This is a genomic window from Thioclava sp. GXIMD4215 (assembly GCF_045291555.1).
Lineage (GTDB): Bacteria > Pseudomonadota > Alphaproteobacteria > Rhodobacterales > Rhodobacteraceae > Thioclava > Thioclava litoralis.
Genome location: NZ_CP149515.1, coordinates 1 through 15,715, shown reverse-complemented (window position 1 = coordinate 15,715; position 15,715 = coordinate 1). Strand labels below are relative to the sequence as shown.

General features: G+C 62.7%; 13 protein-coding genes. All 13 read right to left on the bottom strand.

Annotation, left to right across the window (positions count from 1 at the left end; translation table 11 throughout):
- Positions 1-68: 68 nt before the first annotated feature.
- Positions 69-992: a UDP-N-acetylmuramate dehydrogenase gene (gene murB, locus WDB86_RS00065; protein WP_406737058.1), complete on the bottom strand. Its 924-nt coding sequence runs from the start codon at positions 990-992 to the stop codon at positions 69-71.
- Positions 993-1,083: 91 nt separating this feature from the next.
- Entirely contained in the window at positions 1,084-1,350 is a 267-nt protein-coding gene (locus WDB86_RS00060; RefSeq protein ID WP_339107788.1) for a DUF2484 family protein, read from the bottom strand.
- Positions 1,351-1,643: 293 nt separating this feature from the next.
- On the bottom strand, positions 1,644-3,074 hold the full coding sequence (gene murC / locus WDB86_RS00055; protein WP_339107789.1) for a UDP-N-acetylmuramate--L-alanine ligase: 1,431 nt from the start codon (positions 3,072-3,074) through the stop codon (positions 1,644-1,646).
- Positions 3,071-4,174 (bottom strand): UDP-N-acetylglucosamine--N-acetylmuramyl-(pentapeptide) pyrophosphoryl-undecaprenol N-acetylglucosamine transferase, encoded by a 1,104-nt coding sequence (locus WDB86_RS00050; RefSeq protein WP_339107790.1) that lies wholly within the window; start codon positions 4,172-4,174, stop codon positions 3,071-3,073. The genes murC and WDB86_RS00050 overlap by 4 nt, the downstream gene beginning before the upstream one ends.
- An 11-nt stretch (positions 4,175-4,185) precedes the next feature.
- Positions 4,186-5,355 (bottom strand): putative lipid II flippase FtsW, encoded by a 1,170-nt coding sequence (ftsW, locus tag WDB86_RS00045; protein WP_339107791.1) that lies wholly within the window; start codon positions 5,353-5,355, stop codon positions 4,186-4,188.
- 243 nt (positions 5,356-5,598) lie between these two features.
- Positions 5,599-6,999 carry a UDP-N-acetylmuramoyl-L-alanine--D-glutamate ligase gene (gene murD, locus WDB86_RS00040; protein ID WP_406736248.1) on the bottom strand — a complete coding sequence of 467 codons (1,401 nt, stop codon included), beginning with the start codon at positions 6,997-6,999 and terminating at the stop codon, positions 5,599-5,601.
- A 99-nt stretch (positions 7,000-7,098) separates the two neighbouring features.
- Positions 7,099-8,181: a phospho-N-acetylmuramoyl-pentapeptide-transferase gene (gene mraY / locus WDB86_RS00035; RefSeq protein ID WP_339107793.1), complete on the bottom strand. Its 1,083-nt coding sequence runs from the start codon at positions 8,179-8,181 to the stop codon at positions 7,099-7,101.
- 13 nt (positions 8,182-8,194) lie between these two features.
- The gene (murF, locus tag WDB86_RS00030; RefSeq protein ID WP_406736247.1) at positions 8,195-9,625 is read right to left on the bottom strand and encodes a UDP-N-acetylmuramoyl-tripeptide--D-alanyl-D-alanine ligase; all 1,431 of its coding nucleotides are present in this window, start codon (positions 9,623-9,625) and stop codon (positions 8,195-8,197) included.
- Entirely contained in the window at positions 9,625-11,115 is a 1,491-nt protein-coding gene (locus WDB86_RS00025; protein WP_339107794.1) for a UDP-N-acetylmuramoyl-L-alanyl-D-glutamate--2,6-diaminopimelate ligase, read from the bottom strand. Before WDB86_RS00025 ends, murF begins: the two co-directional genes overlap by 1 nt.
- A gap of 198 nt (positions 11,116-11,313) precedes the next feature.
- Complete coding sequence (locus WDB86_RS00020) at positions 11,314-13,119, bottom strand: penicillin-binding protein 2 (protein ID WP_339107795.1); 1,806 nt, start codon at positions 13,117-13,119, stop codon at positions 11,314-11,316.
- Position 13,120: 1 nt separating this feature from the next.
- Positions 13,121-13,507: a cell division protein FtsL gene (locus tag WDB86_RS00015; RefSeq protein ID WP_339107796.1), complete on the bottom strand. Its 387-nt coding sequence runs from the start codon at positions 13,505-13,507 to the stop codon at positions 13,121-13,123.
- Positions 13,504-14,532, bottom strand: coding sequence for a 16S rRNA (cytosine(1402)-N(4))-methyltransferase RsmH (gene rsmH / locus WDB86_RS00010; protein WP_406736246.1), 1,029 nt, complete (start codon positions 14,530-14,532; stop codon positions 13,504-13,506). Before rsmH ends, WDB86_RS00015 begins: the two co-directional genes overlap by 4 nt.
- Positions 14,533-14,535: 3 nt before the next feature.
- Complete coding sequence (gene mraZ / locus WDB86_RS00005) at positions 14,536-15,018, bottom strand: division/cell wall cluster transcriptional repressor MraZ (protein WP_406721678.1); 483 nt, start codon at positions 15,016-15,018, stop codon at positions 14,536-14,538.
- Between the last annotated feature and the right edge of the window lie 697 nt (positions 15,019-15,715).

Genomic DNA, 15,715 nt, shown 5'->3' with positions numbered 1-15,715 from the left:
TTTCCCCGTTTTGCGCTTTTGGTTAAGCCCATCGGTTACTGCCAAAAGACGGCCCTTCTTCTATGGCCTTATCTTTCTCCGACGCGCATGATTTCCCACTGTAGCTCAATTCCGCTGTTGAGCAAAACCTTTTTGCGGACCTCTTCCCCCAAACCTTCCAGATCGGCGGCACTGGCACCGCCCGCGTTGATCAGGAAGTTGGAATGCATTTCAGACATTTGCGCCCCGCCAAGACGGGCCCCACGCATTCCGGCATCGTCGATGACTTTCCACGCCTTGAGATCATGCACGTCATCGGCCCGCCCCGTAGAGCTGAACCCCGACGGATTGCGGAAGGTCGAGCCTGCGCTGCGCTCCTTGCTGGGCTGGGAGGCGTCACGCTTGGCGATCTGTTCGGCCATGCGCGCTTCGAGATCGGCGGGTTCGGCGGGGAGACCCTCGAACACGGCATCGGTGATCACCCAGCCTTCCGGCAGCGCGCTCTGGCGATAGGCCAGATGCAGATCGGCCGCATGAAGGCGACGTGCCTCCCCCGCCCGCGTGACCACACCGATTTCCACCAGATGGTCGGCCACATAGGTGCCATAGCACCCGGCATTCATCCGCACCGCGCCGCCGACAGAGCCGGGAATGGTGCGCAAAAAGGTCAGATCCACGCCGCCTGCTGCCGCCTTGCGGGCCACATGCGCATCCAGCGCCGCAGCGCCCGCCCGAATGCGCGTGCCTTCGATCTCGATCCCGTTGAAGCCACGGCCCAGACGGATCACCACGGCGCGCAGCCCGCCATCCCGCACGATCAGGTTCGAGCCGACGCCCATCGGAAACACCGCAACCGTCTCCGGCAGCCCCGCCAGAAACGCGCAAAGATCGTCCGTATCGGCAGGCTGGAACAGCCAATCGGCCGGACCACCCACACGCAGCCATGTCAGCTCGGACAATGCGCGCTGCGGCGTCAGGGCACCGCGCGGCTGATAGGAAGAGGGAGAAAGCATATCGGTCATACAGGCGTTCCTAGCGAAGCCCTGTCAGCACGGCAAGCCCTCGCGCTATTTATCCCGATTTATCGCAGAAGGCGGATCGCGATCAGGCGTCCTGACGGTTGTCCGCCGGACGCGGCTCGGCATGCAGGCGGGCAATCAGCCGGTGCAGCGGCCAACGCAGGACCGACATCCCCGCCGCCAGCACCACCAAGCCCCAAAGCGGCCCCTGCTGATAGGTCACCGCCCCGAGGATCGGCACCCCCGTCACAATCAGCACCCAAGCCGCGACCCAGTGCCAACGTTGCGGCCCCATCGCCAGAACCGAGGCAAAGACGCCCCATAGGCAGGCAAGGGTGAGCGAGAGTGACATTATGACGGCTCCATTCCTCTGATATCGGCCTTGGACTTCGGGTCTCTGGTGACGGGACCCCGCGTCGGGTCCGGCTGCCGGAAAACAGATGCTGCCCCCCTGCAATCGGGTTGCTGGCAAGAAATGGCCGGCCCATGACAGACCGGCCCAGTGCGACATCCTGACCGGCGGACAGCCCGGACATCGTCCAGAGACAAAACATGTCTCTGTTTTTCAACGCGCAATACGCCGGTTTCCGACGGCATGCGCCACACTTGTCAAACGCCCACCCCCTTCAAGGCCGACGAAACAGATCAGGCGCCCAGCTTTGCCGGAAGCCCGTTGGCCCAGGTCGAAATCGTCCCTGCCCCGAGGCAGACCACGATATCGCCGGGGCGCGCCTGTTCACGCACCAGCCGCGCCAGATCGTCCTCGGACAGGATCGCGCGGGCATGGCGGTGACCATGCTGGATCAACCCCGCCACAAGGCCCTCGCGGGTCGCGCCCTCGATCGGGTCCTCGCCCGCCGAATAGACCTCGGCGATGGCCACCACATCGGCCTCGTTGAAGCAGGTGCAGAAATCATCAAACAGCGAATGCAGGCGCGAATAGCGGTGCGGTTGATGCACAGCAATCACCCGCGCGCCGGGCGTGCCCGAAACAGCCTGACGGGCCGCCTTCAGAACGGCTGCGATTTCAACGGGGTGGTGGCCGTAATCATCAATGATCGCCACGCCGCCCAGAACCTCGCCCACCTTGGTGAAGCGGCGGTTCACGCCCTTGAAATTGGCCAGCGCCTCGCGGATCTCGTCGCGCTTCATGCCCAGATGGCGGGCCACGGCCACAGCCGCCAGCGCATTGGACACGTTATGGTCGCCGGGCATCGGCAGGGTGCAGCCCTCGATCAGCTTGGCGCGGCCTGCCTCGTCATGTTCCTCGCCCTGAAGGGCTATGTCGAAATGCGCGATCCCGCGTTCATAGCGCAGGTTCAGCGCGCGCACATCGGCCTGAGCGTTAAACCCGAAGGTCGTCACACGACGGTCGGTCAGCTTGCCCACAAGCGTCTGCACCTCGGGGTGGTCGGTGCAGCAGACCGCCAGCCCGTAGAAGGGGATATTCGAGACGAAATCGTAGAACCCTTTGCGCAGGGCATCGAAATTGCCCCAATGCTCCATATGCTCGGGGTCGATATTGGTGACAATCGCAATCGTCGCCGGAAGCCGGTTGAACGAGCCGTCGGATTCATCGGCCTCGACCACCATCCACTCGCCCTCGCCCGCCCGCGCATTCGAGCCATAGGCATGGATCACCCCGCCATTGATCACGGTCGGGTCGAAATTGCCCTTGTCCAGCAGGGTGGCCACCATCGTCGTGGTGGTGGTTTTGCCATGCGTCCCCGCAATCGCGATATTCGAACGCAAGCGCATCAGCTCGGCCAGCATCTCGGCGCGACGCACAACAGGCAGGCCACGCTTGCGCGCCTCTTCCAGCTCGGGATTGCCGCGCTTGATCGCGGAAGAAATCACCACGACCCCCGCATTGCCGATATTCTCGGCGCGCTGGCCCTCATAGAAAGTGGCGCCCAGCTCTTGCAGCCGGTCGGTGATCTTGGAGGCTTTCGCATCCGATCCCTGCACCGTAAAGCCTTGGGTCAAAAGCACTTCGGCGATGCCAGACATGCCGATCCCACCCATGCCGATGAAATGAATCGGGCCAAGTTCACCGGGTAGTTTCGTCGCGTTCATCGCGCGTCTCCTGTCAGTTGTTCCACCATATCCACAAGCCGTGCCGTGGCATCGGTGATGCCATAGCTCTGGCTTGCGCGCGCCATCTGCAAGGCGCCCTCGGGGTTTGCAAGCACCAGGGCCACCTGTTCGGCCAAGGTCTCCGGGGTCATACGGCTTTCGGGGATCACAATCGCACCACCGGCCTCGGTCAACCCTTTGGCATTGGCGCTCTGATGGTCGCCCGCAGCGGCGGCGAAAGGCACCAGGATAGCCGGACGCCCGACCACCGAGATATCGGCCACCGAAGACGCCCCCGAGCGCGAGATCACAAGCTGCGCCTCGGTCAGACGGCGCGGCACATCATTGAAAAACGACTGGACCTCGGCGGTGATCCCTGCCTCTTCATAGGCGGCAATCACCCGCTCCAGATCTTCGGGCCGCGCCTGATGCGCCACCCGCAGATTGCGCCGGATCTCGGGCGGCAGCAGGGCCAGTGCGGCAGGCACCACATCCGACAGGATGCGCGCGCCCTGCGACCCGCCCATCACCAGCAGCGACATAGGATAGTCTCCCGGCACGATATAGGGGGCCCCTGCCCGCTCCAGCACGGCCCCGCGCACCGGATTTCCGGTATGGATTGCCCGCACACCGGCAGGCAGGTCGGTCGGCCAGGTGCCGCAGGCCACCGCATTCACCTTGGGGGCGAATTTGCGGTTGACCTTGCCCATCACGCCATTCTGTTCATGGATCGCACGCGGCAGCCCCAGCAACTGTGCCGAAGCCAATGCCGGAATTGTCGGATAGCCGCCAAAGCCCACCACAGCGGCAGGTTTATCCCGCAGGTTGCGCCCCACCGCCGAGGCGATACCGCCCAGAATTTTCAGCGGCACCAGCAGACGCGCCAGCAGGCCCCCGCGCGAAAACGTCGCCGAGCTGACCTGTTCCACCTGCACCACATGCGGAAAGCCGCCCGCATAGCGCGCGCCGCGATCATCGGTGGAAAGCTTCACACGCCATCCACGGCGCACCATTTCTTCGGCCAGAGCCTGCGCGGGGAACATATGCCCCCCCGTGCCGCCTGCCGCGATCAGCAATAGAGGTGCCGCCTCCTGTGTCATGCCAGCCCCTCTCAACCGCGTTTGTTGCGCGCCAGAATATCCGAAATCTGCCCCTGCGGGCGCGAGCGGGTCAGCGCGAGCAACATGCCCACGGCAATCCCCGAGGCGATCATCGACGAACCGCCATAGCTGACAAAGGGAAGCGTCATGCCCTTTGCAGGCAGAAGACGCACTGCCACGCCCATATTGATAAAGGCCTGCACCCCGAACGCCGCGGCCAGACCACAGCCTGCCAGACGGGTGAAGGGATCACGCTCGCGCATCAGACGCAGCATCGAGCGCATGACGACCGTGGCATAGAGCGCGATGATGATCAGCACGAGGATCAGGCCGTATTCTTCCGCCGCGACCGCGATGATAAAATCGGTATGCGCATCGGGCAGCGACCATTTCACTGTGCCCTCGCCCACGCCCACGCCAAAGAAGCCGCCCTCCTGAATGGCGTTGGTGGCATAGCCGATCTGGGTACGCGGATCGACCTCCGAGGACAGGAAGCCATTGATACGGCGGGCAAAGTGGTCGGAAAGGTTATAGGCGGTAAAGCCCCCGATGGCTGTCAGCCCCCCGATCGAGACAAGCAGCATGATCGGCGCGCCCCCGACGAAATACATCACCATCCACGAAAAGAGGATCAGCGAGGCCTGACCGAAATCGGGCTGCATCGCAAGGATCAGCACGATGATGACCATCAGGATGAAGGAATATAGCCGACCGGGCGGGCCTGCGATCTCATGGGCCGCCGCCATGAACCATGCTGCGGTCACGATGAAGGCAGGCTTGAGAAATTCCGAAGGCTGCACGGATGCAAAACCGAACGAGAACCAGCGGATCGCCCCCTTGCCGAAATCCGTGCCGACGAAGGGCAAGGCCAGAATGGCGGCAAAGCAGGCAAAGAAGGCCAGCACGCCCACACGTCGCACCTGACGCGGGCTCATCATCGAGGTCAGCAGCATGGCAACGATGCCCGCACCGCCAAAGAAGGCCTGACGCTTCACATAGTAAAACGCCTCAAGACCGTTCTTCTCGGCCAGCGGCACCGAGGCCGCAAGCCCGAGAAGCATCCCGATCCCGAACAGGATCAACACGCAAGACAGCGCCCATTTGTCAAGGGTCCGCCACCAGCGTGGAAGTACAGGTTCACCGACGCGCGAAGGCGCGGTGCCGAAAACCATATCTGTCATGGGCTGTTACTGCCGTACTGCCTCGAAAAAATGCCCGTTTTCCGGGTCTGCCTTCGATGCTAGCGCAATTTATGCCTTATGGCCAGATAAACTATGTCCGATTTACGGCGCATTTCGCAGGATTTCGCCACGAGATTGCCGCGATCTGTGCGCCAGAACGCGCGCCGCTCCTACTCAGGAAAATGCATGGCCATCCCATAAAAGGGAAAGCCTGATTTATACAACGGAAAACCTTTGCGATTCTCAGTCGGCCAGCGCCTCAACCAGCGCGACAAAATGCTCGCCGCGCTTTTCGAAGCTGCCATACTGGTCGAAGCTGGCCGCCGCCGGTGCCAGCAGCACGGTATCTCCGGCCACCGCATCGCGCGCACAGGCCGCCACAGCGGCGTCCATCGTTTCGCAGATCTCATGGTCCAGCCCCGTCAGCTGCAAGGCGAAATCCCGCGCCGAGTGGCCGATGAAATAGGCCTTTTTCACATGTTCGAGATCCTTGGCCAGCGAGGCAACCCCGCCCTCTTTCCCAAGCCCGCCCGCAATCCAGCGGATATTCTTGAAAGCCTGAAGCGCCTTGGACGCACTATCGACATTGGTCGCCTTGGAGTCGTTGACCCACGCCACCCCGCCTTTCTCGGCAACGGTCTGGCTGCGATGGGGCAGACCGGCAAAGCTGTGGAAAGCGGCCTCGATCTCGCGCGGAGCAAGCCCGATGGCGCGCAGTGCCGCAAAGGCCGCACAGGCATTCTGGTGGTTATGCGCCCCCGGCAGCCCCTTGATCGCGCGCAGGTCGATAGAGGCCACCTGCCGCCCCTTGCGCCATTCGGCCAGAAACCCCTTGCGCGCGAAAACCGACCAGCCCCAATCGCCCAGCTTGCGCGACACGGCAATACGGATCAGCCGGTCATCCTCGCGGTTGGTGGCGATCTGATTGGCCAGATAGACCCCTTCGGGCTCGTCCACACCAATCACCGCCCGATCCGGCCCGCCCTCGGCAAAGAGCCGCCGCTTGGCCGCGAAATAACCACCCATTCCCGCATGGCGGTCCAGATGGTCCGGCGACAGATTGGTGAACACCGCCACATCCGGCGTCAAGGCCCGCGCCAGATCGGTCTGATAGCTCGACAATTCCAGCACCACCACATCGCCATCCTCGGCAGGCTCCAGATCCAGCACACCGCGCCCGATATTGCCCGCCATCTGCGACCGACGCCCGCAATGGGTCAGAACATGATGGATCAGCGCGGTGGTGGTGGATTTGCCATTCGATCCGGTCACACAGATCGTCTTCGGGGCCACGTCGAAGCTGTCCCAGTCCGGCCCCGCCCAAGAGCGGAAGAACAGCCCGATATCGTTATCCACCGGCACACCCATCTGCATCGCCTGCGCGATAATCGGGTTGGGATGCGGATAAAGATGCGGAATCCCCGGCGAGACCACCAGCAAGGCGACATCCTCGAAAGCCCCCGCCTTCGACAGATCGCGGCAGACAAACCCCGCCGCCTCCGCCCGCGCGCGGCCCTCCGGACTGTCATCCCACGCCAGCACCTCGGCCCCGCCCGCCTGCAACGCTGCCGCTGTCGCCAGCCCAGAACGGCCCAAGCCCAGAACGGCAATCTTCTGCCCCTCGACACCGCGTACTGCAATCATGACAAAACCCTTCCCATGTCGCCTGTTTCCAGCTGCCCGAAATATCCTCGGGGGTGAATTGGGCCGCAAGGCCCAAAAGGGGGCAGACAGCCCCCTCTCTTAGCGCAGCTTCAACGTCGCAAGACCGATCAGCGCAAGGATCAGCGAAATAATCCAGAACCGGATCACGATCTGGCTCTCCGCCCACCCCTTCTTCTCGAAATGGTGGTGGATCGGTGCCATCAGGAACACCCGCTTGCCGGTCCGTTTGAAATAGGCCACCTGAATGATCACCGACATGGCCTCCACAACAAACAGCCCGCCGACAATCGCCAGAACGATCTCGTGCTTGGTGCACACCGCAATCGCCCCGATCGCGCCGCCAAGCGCCAAAGACCCCGTATCGCCCATAAACACCGCCGCAGGCGGCGCGTTATACCACAAGAACCCAAGCCCCGCGCCGATCAGTGCCGCCGTAAACACCAGAATCTCGCCGGTGCCGGGCACGTAATGCACATCCAGATAGGAGGTGAAATCGCTCCGGCCCACGATATAGGCAATCGCCCCCAAAGTGCCTGCCGCGATCATGGCGGGCATGATCGCCAGACCGTCCAGACCGTCGGTCAGGTTGACCGCATTGGCCGCCCCCACGATCACCAGCATCGCAAAAGGCACGAAGAGCACACCCAGATTGATCAGCACATTCTTGAACACCGGCACCGCCAGTTGCCCCGACAGATCTGCCGGATGCAGCCATGCCGCCCACACCCCTGCAACCGCCGCAAGCAAAAGCCCCAATCCCATCCGCACGCGCCCGCTGACGCCTTTGGTATTCTGCTTGGAGACCTTTGCGTAATCATCGGCGAACCCGATCAGCGCATAGCCCACCGTCACCATCAGAACCAGCCAGACATAGCCGTTATCCAGCCGCGCCCAAAGCAGCGTAGACACCAGAATGGAGGCCAGAATAAGCAAGCCCCCCATGGTCGGCGTACCGGCTTTGGCCAGATGGCTTTCCGGCCCGTCGCTGCGGATCGGCTGCCCTTTGCCCTGCGTGCGACGCAGGAAATTGATCAGTGCCGGACCGAACAGGAACCCGAAGATCAACGCGGTAAAAAACGACGCTCCCGCACGGAAGGTCAGGTAACGGAACAGGTTGAAGAGGTCGCCCCCGTCCGAAAGATTTGTCAACCAATAGAGCATTCCGTCTTATCCTTTATACCTCGGTCGAAACCGGCTGACCAAGCTTACGCAGCGCCTCGACAACAAGGCTCACCTTCGACCCCTTGGAGCCTTTCACCAAAATCACATCGCCCGCATCGACCAGATGGCGCACGCGGCTGACCATGTCCTGCGCCGTTTCATACCACTCGCCGCGCTTGGCCGCAGGCAGCGCATCGCGCAAGGCCGCCATGCGCGGACCGACCATATGCACCACATCGATCGACGCCATCGGTGCCAGACGCGCCAACCCCGCATGCATCTCCGCCTCGCCCGGCCCCAGCTCCAGCATCTCGCCCAGAATGGCCACACGGCGGCCATGCTTGACCCGCCCCACACCATCTTGCGGCATCTGGGCGGCCAGCATTTCAAGCGCCACCGCCATCGAGGTCGGATTGGCGTTGAAGGCATCATCAAACAGATCGATCCCCTGTTCGGGGTTGATCGGGTCAAACAGCACCCTCTCGCGCGTGCCGCGCCCCGCCGGTGGCACCCAATGCCCCAGATCGATGGCCGCCACCGCCTGCTCGCAGCCAAGCGCGGCGCAGGCGGCAATCGCGCCCAAAGCGTTGGAAGCAAAATGCCGCCCCGGGCTTTGTACCTTGAAAAGCAGATCCTGCCCGCGCGCATCGGCCTGCACCACGGTAGTATCGCCATGAATATCCACCCTGACCAGCCGGTAATCTGCCGCCTCATCCGCCCCGAACGTCACCACCTCGCCCGCCGCTTTCGCCGCCTGCACCAGCACGTCCGACACCTCAAGCCCCAAGGGCACGACACAGGTGCCCCCGGGCTCCAGCCCCTCGAAGATCGCCGCCTTTTCGCGGGCAATGCCGAAGAGGTCGTCGAATGCCGCCAGATGGGCCGCAGCCACCGTGGTGATCATCGCCACATGCGGACGTGCCATCCGCGCCAGCGGCGCGATCTCGCCCGGATGGTTCATCCCGATCTCGATCACCGCGAAATCGGCATCGGCCGGCAGGCGCGCCAGCGTGATCGGCACCCCCCAGTGATTGTTGAAAGAGGCCTCGGCCGCATGGGTCTTGCCCTGCCCCTTGAGCACCTCGCGCAGCATCTCCTTGGTCGAGGTCTTCCCTACCGACCCCGTCACCGCGATGACCTTCGCGCCAGAGCGCGCGCGCCCCGCACGGCCCAGATCCTGCAGCCCCTCCAGCACATCCGCCACAAGCACCAGCGGATCGGCCTCGCTACAGCCTTCGGGAATACGCGACACAAGCGCCGCCCCCGCCCCCTTATCCAGCGCCTGCCGCACGAAATCATGGCCGTCGCGCGCCGCGGTCAGCGCCACGAAAAGATCCCCCCGCGCGATCGTGCGGGTGTCAATGGAGATCCCGCCGATCTGTGCGTCAAGGGTGGCCCGTCCCCGCGTGGCACGGGCAATCTCGGCTGTGGTCCAGAGTGTCATCAGATTTTCCCATCCAGTGCAGCCACCGCAACCGATGCCTGTTCGGCATCATCGAACGGATAGACATCCGTACCGATCACCTGCCCCGTCTCATGGCCCTTGCCCGCAATCAGAAGCGCATCGCCCGGTTCCAGCTTGTCGACCGCCAGCAGGATGGCCTCGGCACGGTCGCCCACCTCGATTGCGGTCGGGCCCGCGCCCTCCATCACCGCCGCGCGGATCAGGGCGGGATCTTCGGTGCGCGGATTATCATCGGTGACAAAGACCATATCGGCATGATCGGTCGCGGCCCTGCCCATCAGCGGGCGCTTGGTCCGGTCACGGTCCCCGCCCGCCCCGACGATCACCACGATCTTGCCCAGCACATGCGGACGCAGCGCGCTCAGCGCCGTGGCCACCGCATCGGGCGTATGGGCATAATCGACAAACACCGTCGCACCGTTCTCGCGCACCGCGACTTGCTGCATCCGCCCCCTGACGGTCGTCAGATGCCCCAGCGCCTGCACCACAGACAGAGGGTCGGCCCCGCAGCCGATCACCAGCGCCGCAGCCGTCAGCACATTCATCGCCTGAAACTCGCCGATCAGCGACAGGCGCACCATCTGCGGCTTGCCCTCCCATGCAAAGCGCACATCCTGCCCTGTGGCATCGGGACGCTTGCCCAGAAGCCGCATCTCGCATTCTTCACCATGCCCCACACGGATCACCCGCTGCCCGCGGGCATGGGCGATCTCGGCCATTGCCTCGCCTTTGGGGTCATCCATATTGATAACGGCCACCCCGTCTTCCGGCAGGACACGGCCGAACAGCCCCGCCTTGGCCGCGAAATAGTCCTCGAAGGTGGCGTGATAATCGAGATGGTCTTGCGTGAAGTTGGTAAACGCCGCCGCGCGCAGGGTCACACCATCCAGCCGCTTCTGGGCCAGACCATGCGACGAAGCCTCCATCGCGGCATGGGTGATGCCGGTCTTGGCCATCTCGGCCAGAAGGCGGTGCAGCGTGATCGGCTCGGGGGTCGTGTGATTGGACGGGGCGGAATAGGCCCCCTCTACGCCGGTGGTGCCGATATTGACCGCCTCATAGCCAAGAACCTGCCAGATCTGGCGGGTGAACGTGGCCACGCTTGTTTTCCCGTTGGTGCCGGTCACCGCGATCATCGTGGCAGGCTGCTGCCCGAAAAACAGCGCCGCCGCATAGGCCAGCGCCTGCCGCGGATCTTCCGCCACAACCAGCGTCGCCCCCGCCTCGGAGAGAGCCGCCTGCACCAGCGCCGCCCCCGCGCGGTCGGTCAGAACGGCCACCGCACCTTTGGCCAGCGCGGCAGGCACGAAATCGGCCCCATGCACCTTCGTGCCCGGAAGGGCTGCAAAAAGATGACCGGGCCGGACCTGACGACTGTCGACCGAAAGCCCTGTAATCTGGCGGTCCCCCCCCGAATGCGGGGTCAGCCCCAATGCGATCAGGCTCGATTGCGGCACATCTGTCGGCATGATTATGGCTCTCTGTTTCAATTTCGGCGCGCGGCGAAAAGGGTGCCGGAGATGACGCGCCTTCCGTCAAAAGCGGCCCCTGCCCCATAGGCTTCATTTATCGCGGGCAAGTGGACAAGGTCAACGCATCGCCTGCCTGCCGCCCGACCGTATCGGCAAATTCCGACCGGTGCGGACAGGCCCCGCGACCTGCCCCGATCACTCGTCGGCGACCGTCTTCTCGCCCGGCTTCTTGGTGACCTGAATACCGGCAATCTGGTCATGCGCGGGCATCGGGCGCAGGCCCAGAAGCGGGGCACAACGGCGGATTACCTCGGCGGCCACGGGCACAGCGGTCCAGCCTGCGGTGCGGCGCGGGATCGGGCCGGAATTGTCCGAAGGCTCGTCCAGCGTCAGCACCAGCACATATTTCGGATCCGAAATCGGGAACGCGCCGGCAAAGGTGGCGATGACCTTGTCGTCATAATAGCCGCCCGTCGGCTTCACCTTATCGGCGGTGCCGGTTTTGCCGCCCACCTCATAGCCCGGCACATTGCCGAACGAGGCCGTCCCCTGCGTCACAACGATCCGCATCATCGCCAGTGCCTTGCGCGATACATCATCGCTGATCACCCGCTCGCCATGACCTTTATCCACCCCCGCCAGAAGTGTGGGTTCGACGCGGATACCGTGATTGGCAATGGTGGCATAGGCCGCCGCCAGATGCAGCGGGCTGGCCGCCAGACCATGCCCATAGCCGATGGTCATCGCCGAAACATCTCCCCATTTCGGCGGCAGTTGCGGCTGGCCCGTCTCGGCCTCGATCAGCTCGACCGAGGTCGGTTTGAGAAAGCCCAGCTTGGCAAGAAACTTCTTCTGCGCATCGGGGCCGAACATCTCGACAATATGCGCCGTGCCGACGTTCGAACTGTGTTTGATGACATCGGTCACCGTCAGATGGGCACCGTAATTGTGGAAATCGCGGATACGGAACCGCCCGACTTTCATCGGCGACTGGCTATCGACGACGGTGGTAGGGGTCACCAGCCCCATCTGCATCGCCTGCGAGACCGCAAAAATCTTGAAGGTCGAGCCCAGCTCGTAAAGCCCCTGAACCGCGCGGTTGAACAGCGGGCTGTCGGAGGCATCGCCTGTGGTCAGCGGACGCGGGCGTTTGTTGGGGTCGAAATCGGGCAGGCTGGCCATCGCCACGATCTGGCCGGTCTGCACCTGCATCAGGATCGCGGTGGCGCCCTTGGCATTCATCAGCTTCATGCCGCCGTCCAGAATTTCTTCCAGCGCCGCCTGCACGGTCAGGTCGATCGACAGCCTCAGCGGCGCGCCCTTATTGGCCGGATCGCGCAGCCAGCTATCGAATTCTTTCTCGACACCTGCCGTCCCCACGATCTCGGCAGAATTCACCCCCTCGGCCCCGAAGCGCGACCCGCCCAGGATATGGGCCGCCACGGCACCATTGGGATAAAGCCGCATCTCGCGCGGGCCGAACAACAGCCCCGGCTCGCCGATATCATGCACGGCCTGCATCTGCTCGGGCGAGATCTTCTTTTTGATCCAGACGAATTTTCGGTTGCCGGTGAAATCCTTCATCAGCCGGTCATGGTCAAGATCGGGAAAAATCTTGATCAGCTTGTCAACCGTGCCCACAGGGTCCACCATCATCGGCGGCTGTGCATAAAGCGCGTGGGTCACAAGATTGGTGGCCAGCACGCGGCCCTCGCGATCGACGATATCGGCCCGCTGCGCATGGATGCCCGAAGGGGCGGCCGCGCGCGGCTCGACCGGCTCGGAGGCCGCAAGCGAACCCATCCGCACGCCCACAACGGTAAAGCCCGCCACAAAGGCGAGCCCCATCACCAGAAGCCGCCCCTCGGCACGCACCCGCGCACGGTCGCGGGTGGCCTCGCCACGGATGCGGGTATTCTCGCGTTCGATATCGTCGGGGTTCTCGCCGCGATTGCGGGCCGAAATGATCTTTGCCAAAGGCCGGAGCGGAATGCGGATCATCTTACAACCCCTCTTTTGGTGCCTGCCCGTTTTTCGCCGCCTGACCGTTCTGCGCCAAGACATCCGGCTCCTGCGGGGCATCCGGATCCGCCATCTCGACCGGATTCGGATAGGGAATTTCCGATACGGTGGCGAATTGGTCGGCCTGTAGCGGCAAAAGCTCGAGATCGGTGAAATTCAGGTTCACCAGTTCCCGCAGACGATCGGGCCGGTTGAGATAGGCCCATTCGGCATGCAGAACGCCCAGACCCTCGTTCAGCGACGCGATCTCGCGATCCAGTGCGCGCAGCTCGTCCCGCTTGTCCTGAGTATCGTAATTGACGCGATACGCCCAGAAGGCCAGCCCCATCACACACAGAGCCGTTGCAAGATAGATCAACGATCTCATCGAGTTCTCCGTTTATGCGGCGTGGCTTTGCCAGCGGGTTCCAGAACAGGGGCAGGAAGCCCCAGCGTGCTACGGTCCGCCGGTGCGGCGGGGGTATCAAGACGACGCGCGACTCGCAATTTGGCCGAACGGGCGCGCGGGTTGTCTATAAGCTCTTCTTCGTCCGGAGGAATAGCCTTTGAGGGCTTATCAAAGCCCGGCACGGCGGATTTCTGCACTGGTGCATAGCGCGAGCCCTGCCCGCCCCCGCCAGAGCGCGCCTGCAAGAAGCGCTTCACAACACGGTCTTCCAGCGAATGGAAACTGACCACAGCCAGAAGCCCGCCCGGTTTCAGCGCGCGCTCGGCGGCTTCAAGCCCCTCGATCAGTTGACCGAATTCATCATTCACCGCAATGCGCAGCGCCTGAAAGCTGCGGGTCGCCGGATGCGACTGACCGGGCTTGGGGCGCGGAAGCGAGCGCTCGATCACCTCGACCAGCTGTTTGGTCGTAGCAAATGGCGCGATCTCGCGGGCTTTCACAATATTGCGGGCAATCCGGCGCGAGGCGCGTTCCTCGCCATAATGATAGAGGATATCGGCCAGCTCCTCCTCATCCAGCGTATTGACCAGATCAGCCGCCGACGGCCCGCTCTGCGACATGCGCATATCCAGAGGGCCGTCCTGCATGAAGGAGAAGCCGCGCTCGGCCTGATCGATCTGCATCGAGCTGATGCCCAGATCCAGCACCACGCCATCCACACGCCCCTCGGGCGCGATCCCGGCGGCATAGTCATCCATTTCGGAGAAGGTGCCATGCACCAGCTGCAGCCGGTCGCCATAGTCTTTGCGCCAGCTTTCGGCCATGTCAAAGACCATCGGGTCACGATCCACACCGATCACCGTTGCTGCACCTTCCGCCAAAAGCCCGCGCGAATAGCCGCCCGCGCCAAAGGTGCCATCAATCCAGATACCCTCGACAGGGGCCACAGCCTTCAGCAAGGGACGCAGAAGAACCGGAATATGCGGACGGCCAGGCGCGCTCATGGTTTAGGCCCCCAAAAGCGAGAGCGGGTCGAAATCATCGCCCATCTCGTCGATCCATTGATCCACATTGGCCTGATCGGCATCTTCGAAGGTCTCGGGCTTCCATATCTCGAAGGTCTCGCCGACACCGGCGAAATAGGCCTCGTTCTCAAGACCGATCTTTTCGCGCAGGAATGCCGGAAGGACCATACGGCCATCCGGATCGATCTCCAGCGGCTGCGATTTGGACAATACCATACGTTGCAGGATGGTACGGTTTTTCGAGCCGCGCGGCAGGGCCGCGATATCGGCCGCAAGCGCCTCGAAGGCGCTTTGCGTGTAAACCGTAAGCATTTTCTGATTGTCGGCCCCGTAGACGATCACCATGCGGGGGCGGTCCTGATTGGGGCGGCTCGGGTCACCGTCGGCCAGTTCTTGGCGATACGCAGCCGGGATCGACATGCGACCCTTGCTGTCCACCTTGAAGGTGTATTCGCCTATGAACATGCCCGCCAATTGCGAACCCTCTCCTGCCCCTCTCGACGCACCTTCTGCCTCTGGCCGTCGGGTGTATTGGCGACCCCGAAGGGTCAGAATGAAAACGGCGGATTGAGCTGCTGCCACTGCCCAATCCGCCGCCCTCGTTCCCATCTCTGGGCTGTCCGACTGCGCGCGCCACCTGGGGGGATGTCTGCTCGCTCGCGCGCCGGATCTCTCTTTTTCGCGTCAGGGGGTGCCTGTATGAAACTGCTCTTTTCGCCGTGAGGTCTTTGTGCCTCTATGTTCCCGCCTTTGCGATGAGTTAGGGATGCCACGGGAATTTACGGGAGGCAATAGGTTTTTAGCTAACAGTTGGTTAATGACCTTGGACAACTCTGTGGATAAGTTAACCTTCTGAGAACATGAGGGGAACGGCATAGTAATAAATCGTGGTTTTGTGAGATTCAGACACCAAATCTAGTGATGAAAAAACTTTTGCTTAATCCCGCCAAATCCCAAATGGCGGAGCGCAATGTCACCCAAAAACCACGGGTCCAGAACTTATTAACTATTTATTAACCACTATCACCGGAGCGTGATCTCTCGTGATCGGCCACCAGAGTCAAGCCCAACTCACCCTCGGAATTCGCCAAAAATTAGGCAAAATGCGCCATTTTTTATGATGCAACTGCGGGAGAAGGGGAATATGCGCGAAGCAGTTCCG

Bases quoted from the DNA above. Each gene is read 5' to 3' on its own strand.
- murB (WP_406737058.1), bottom strand. From the start codon at position 992: ATGCTTTCTCCCTCTTCCTATCAGCCGCGCGGTGCCCTGACGCCGCAG.
- WDB86_RS00060 (WP_339107788.1), bottom strand. From the start codon at position 1,350: ATGTCACTCTCGCTCACCCTTGCCTGCCTATGGGGCGTCTTTGCCTCG.
- murC (WP_339107789.1), bottom strand. From the start codon at position 3,074: ATGAACGCGACGAAACTACCCGGTGAACTTGGCCCGATTCATTTCATC.
- WDB86_RS00050 (WP_339107790.1), bottom strand. From the start codon at position 4,174: ATGACACAGGAGGCGGCACCTCTATTGCTGATCGCGGCAGGCGGCACG.
- ftsW (WP_339107791.1), bottom strand. From the start codon at position 5,355: ATGACAGATATGGTTTTCGGCACCGCGCCTTCGCGCGTCGGTGAACCT.
- murD (WP_406736248.1), bottom strand. From the start codon at position 6,999: ATGATTGCAGTACGCGGTGTCGAGGGGCAGAAGATTGCCGTTCTGGGC.
- mraY (WP_339107793.1), bottom strand. From the start codon at position 8,181: ATGCTCTATTGGTTGACAAATCTTTCGGACGGGGGCGACCTCTTCAAC.
- murF (WP_406736247.1), bottom strand. From the start codon at position 9,625: ATGACACTCTGGACCACAGCCGAGATTGCCCGTGCCACGCGGGGACGG.
- WDB86_RS00025 (WP_339107794.1), bottom strand. From the start codon at position 11,115: ATGCCGACAGATGTGCCGCAATCGAGCCTGATCGCATTGGGGCTGACC.
- WDB86_RS00020 (WP_339107795.1), bottom strand. From the start codon at position 13,119: ATGATCCGCATTCCGCTCCGGCCTTTGGCAAAGATCATTTCGGCCCGC.
- WDB86_RS00015 (WP_339107796.1), bottom strand. From the start codon at position 13,507: ATGAGATCGTTGATCTATCTTGCAACGGCTCTGTGTGTGATGGGGCTG.
- rsmH (WP_406736246.1), bottom strand. From the start codon at position 14,532: ATGAGCGCGCCTGGCCGTCCGCATATTCCGGTTCTTCTGCGTCCCTTG.
- mraZ (WP_406721678.1), bottom strand. From the start codon at position 15,018: ATGTTCATAGGCGAATACACCTTCAAGGTGGACAGCAAGGGTCGCATG.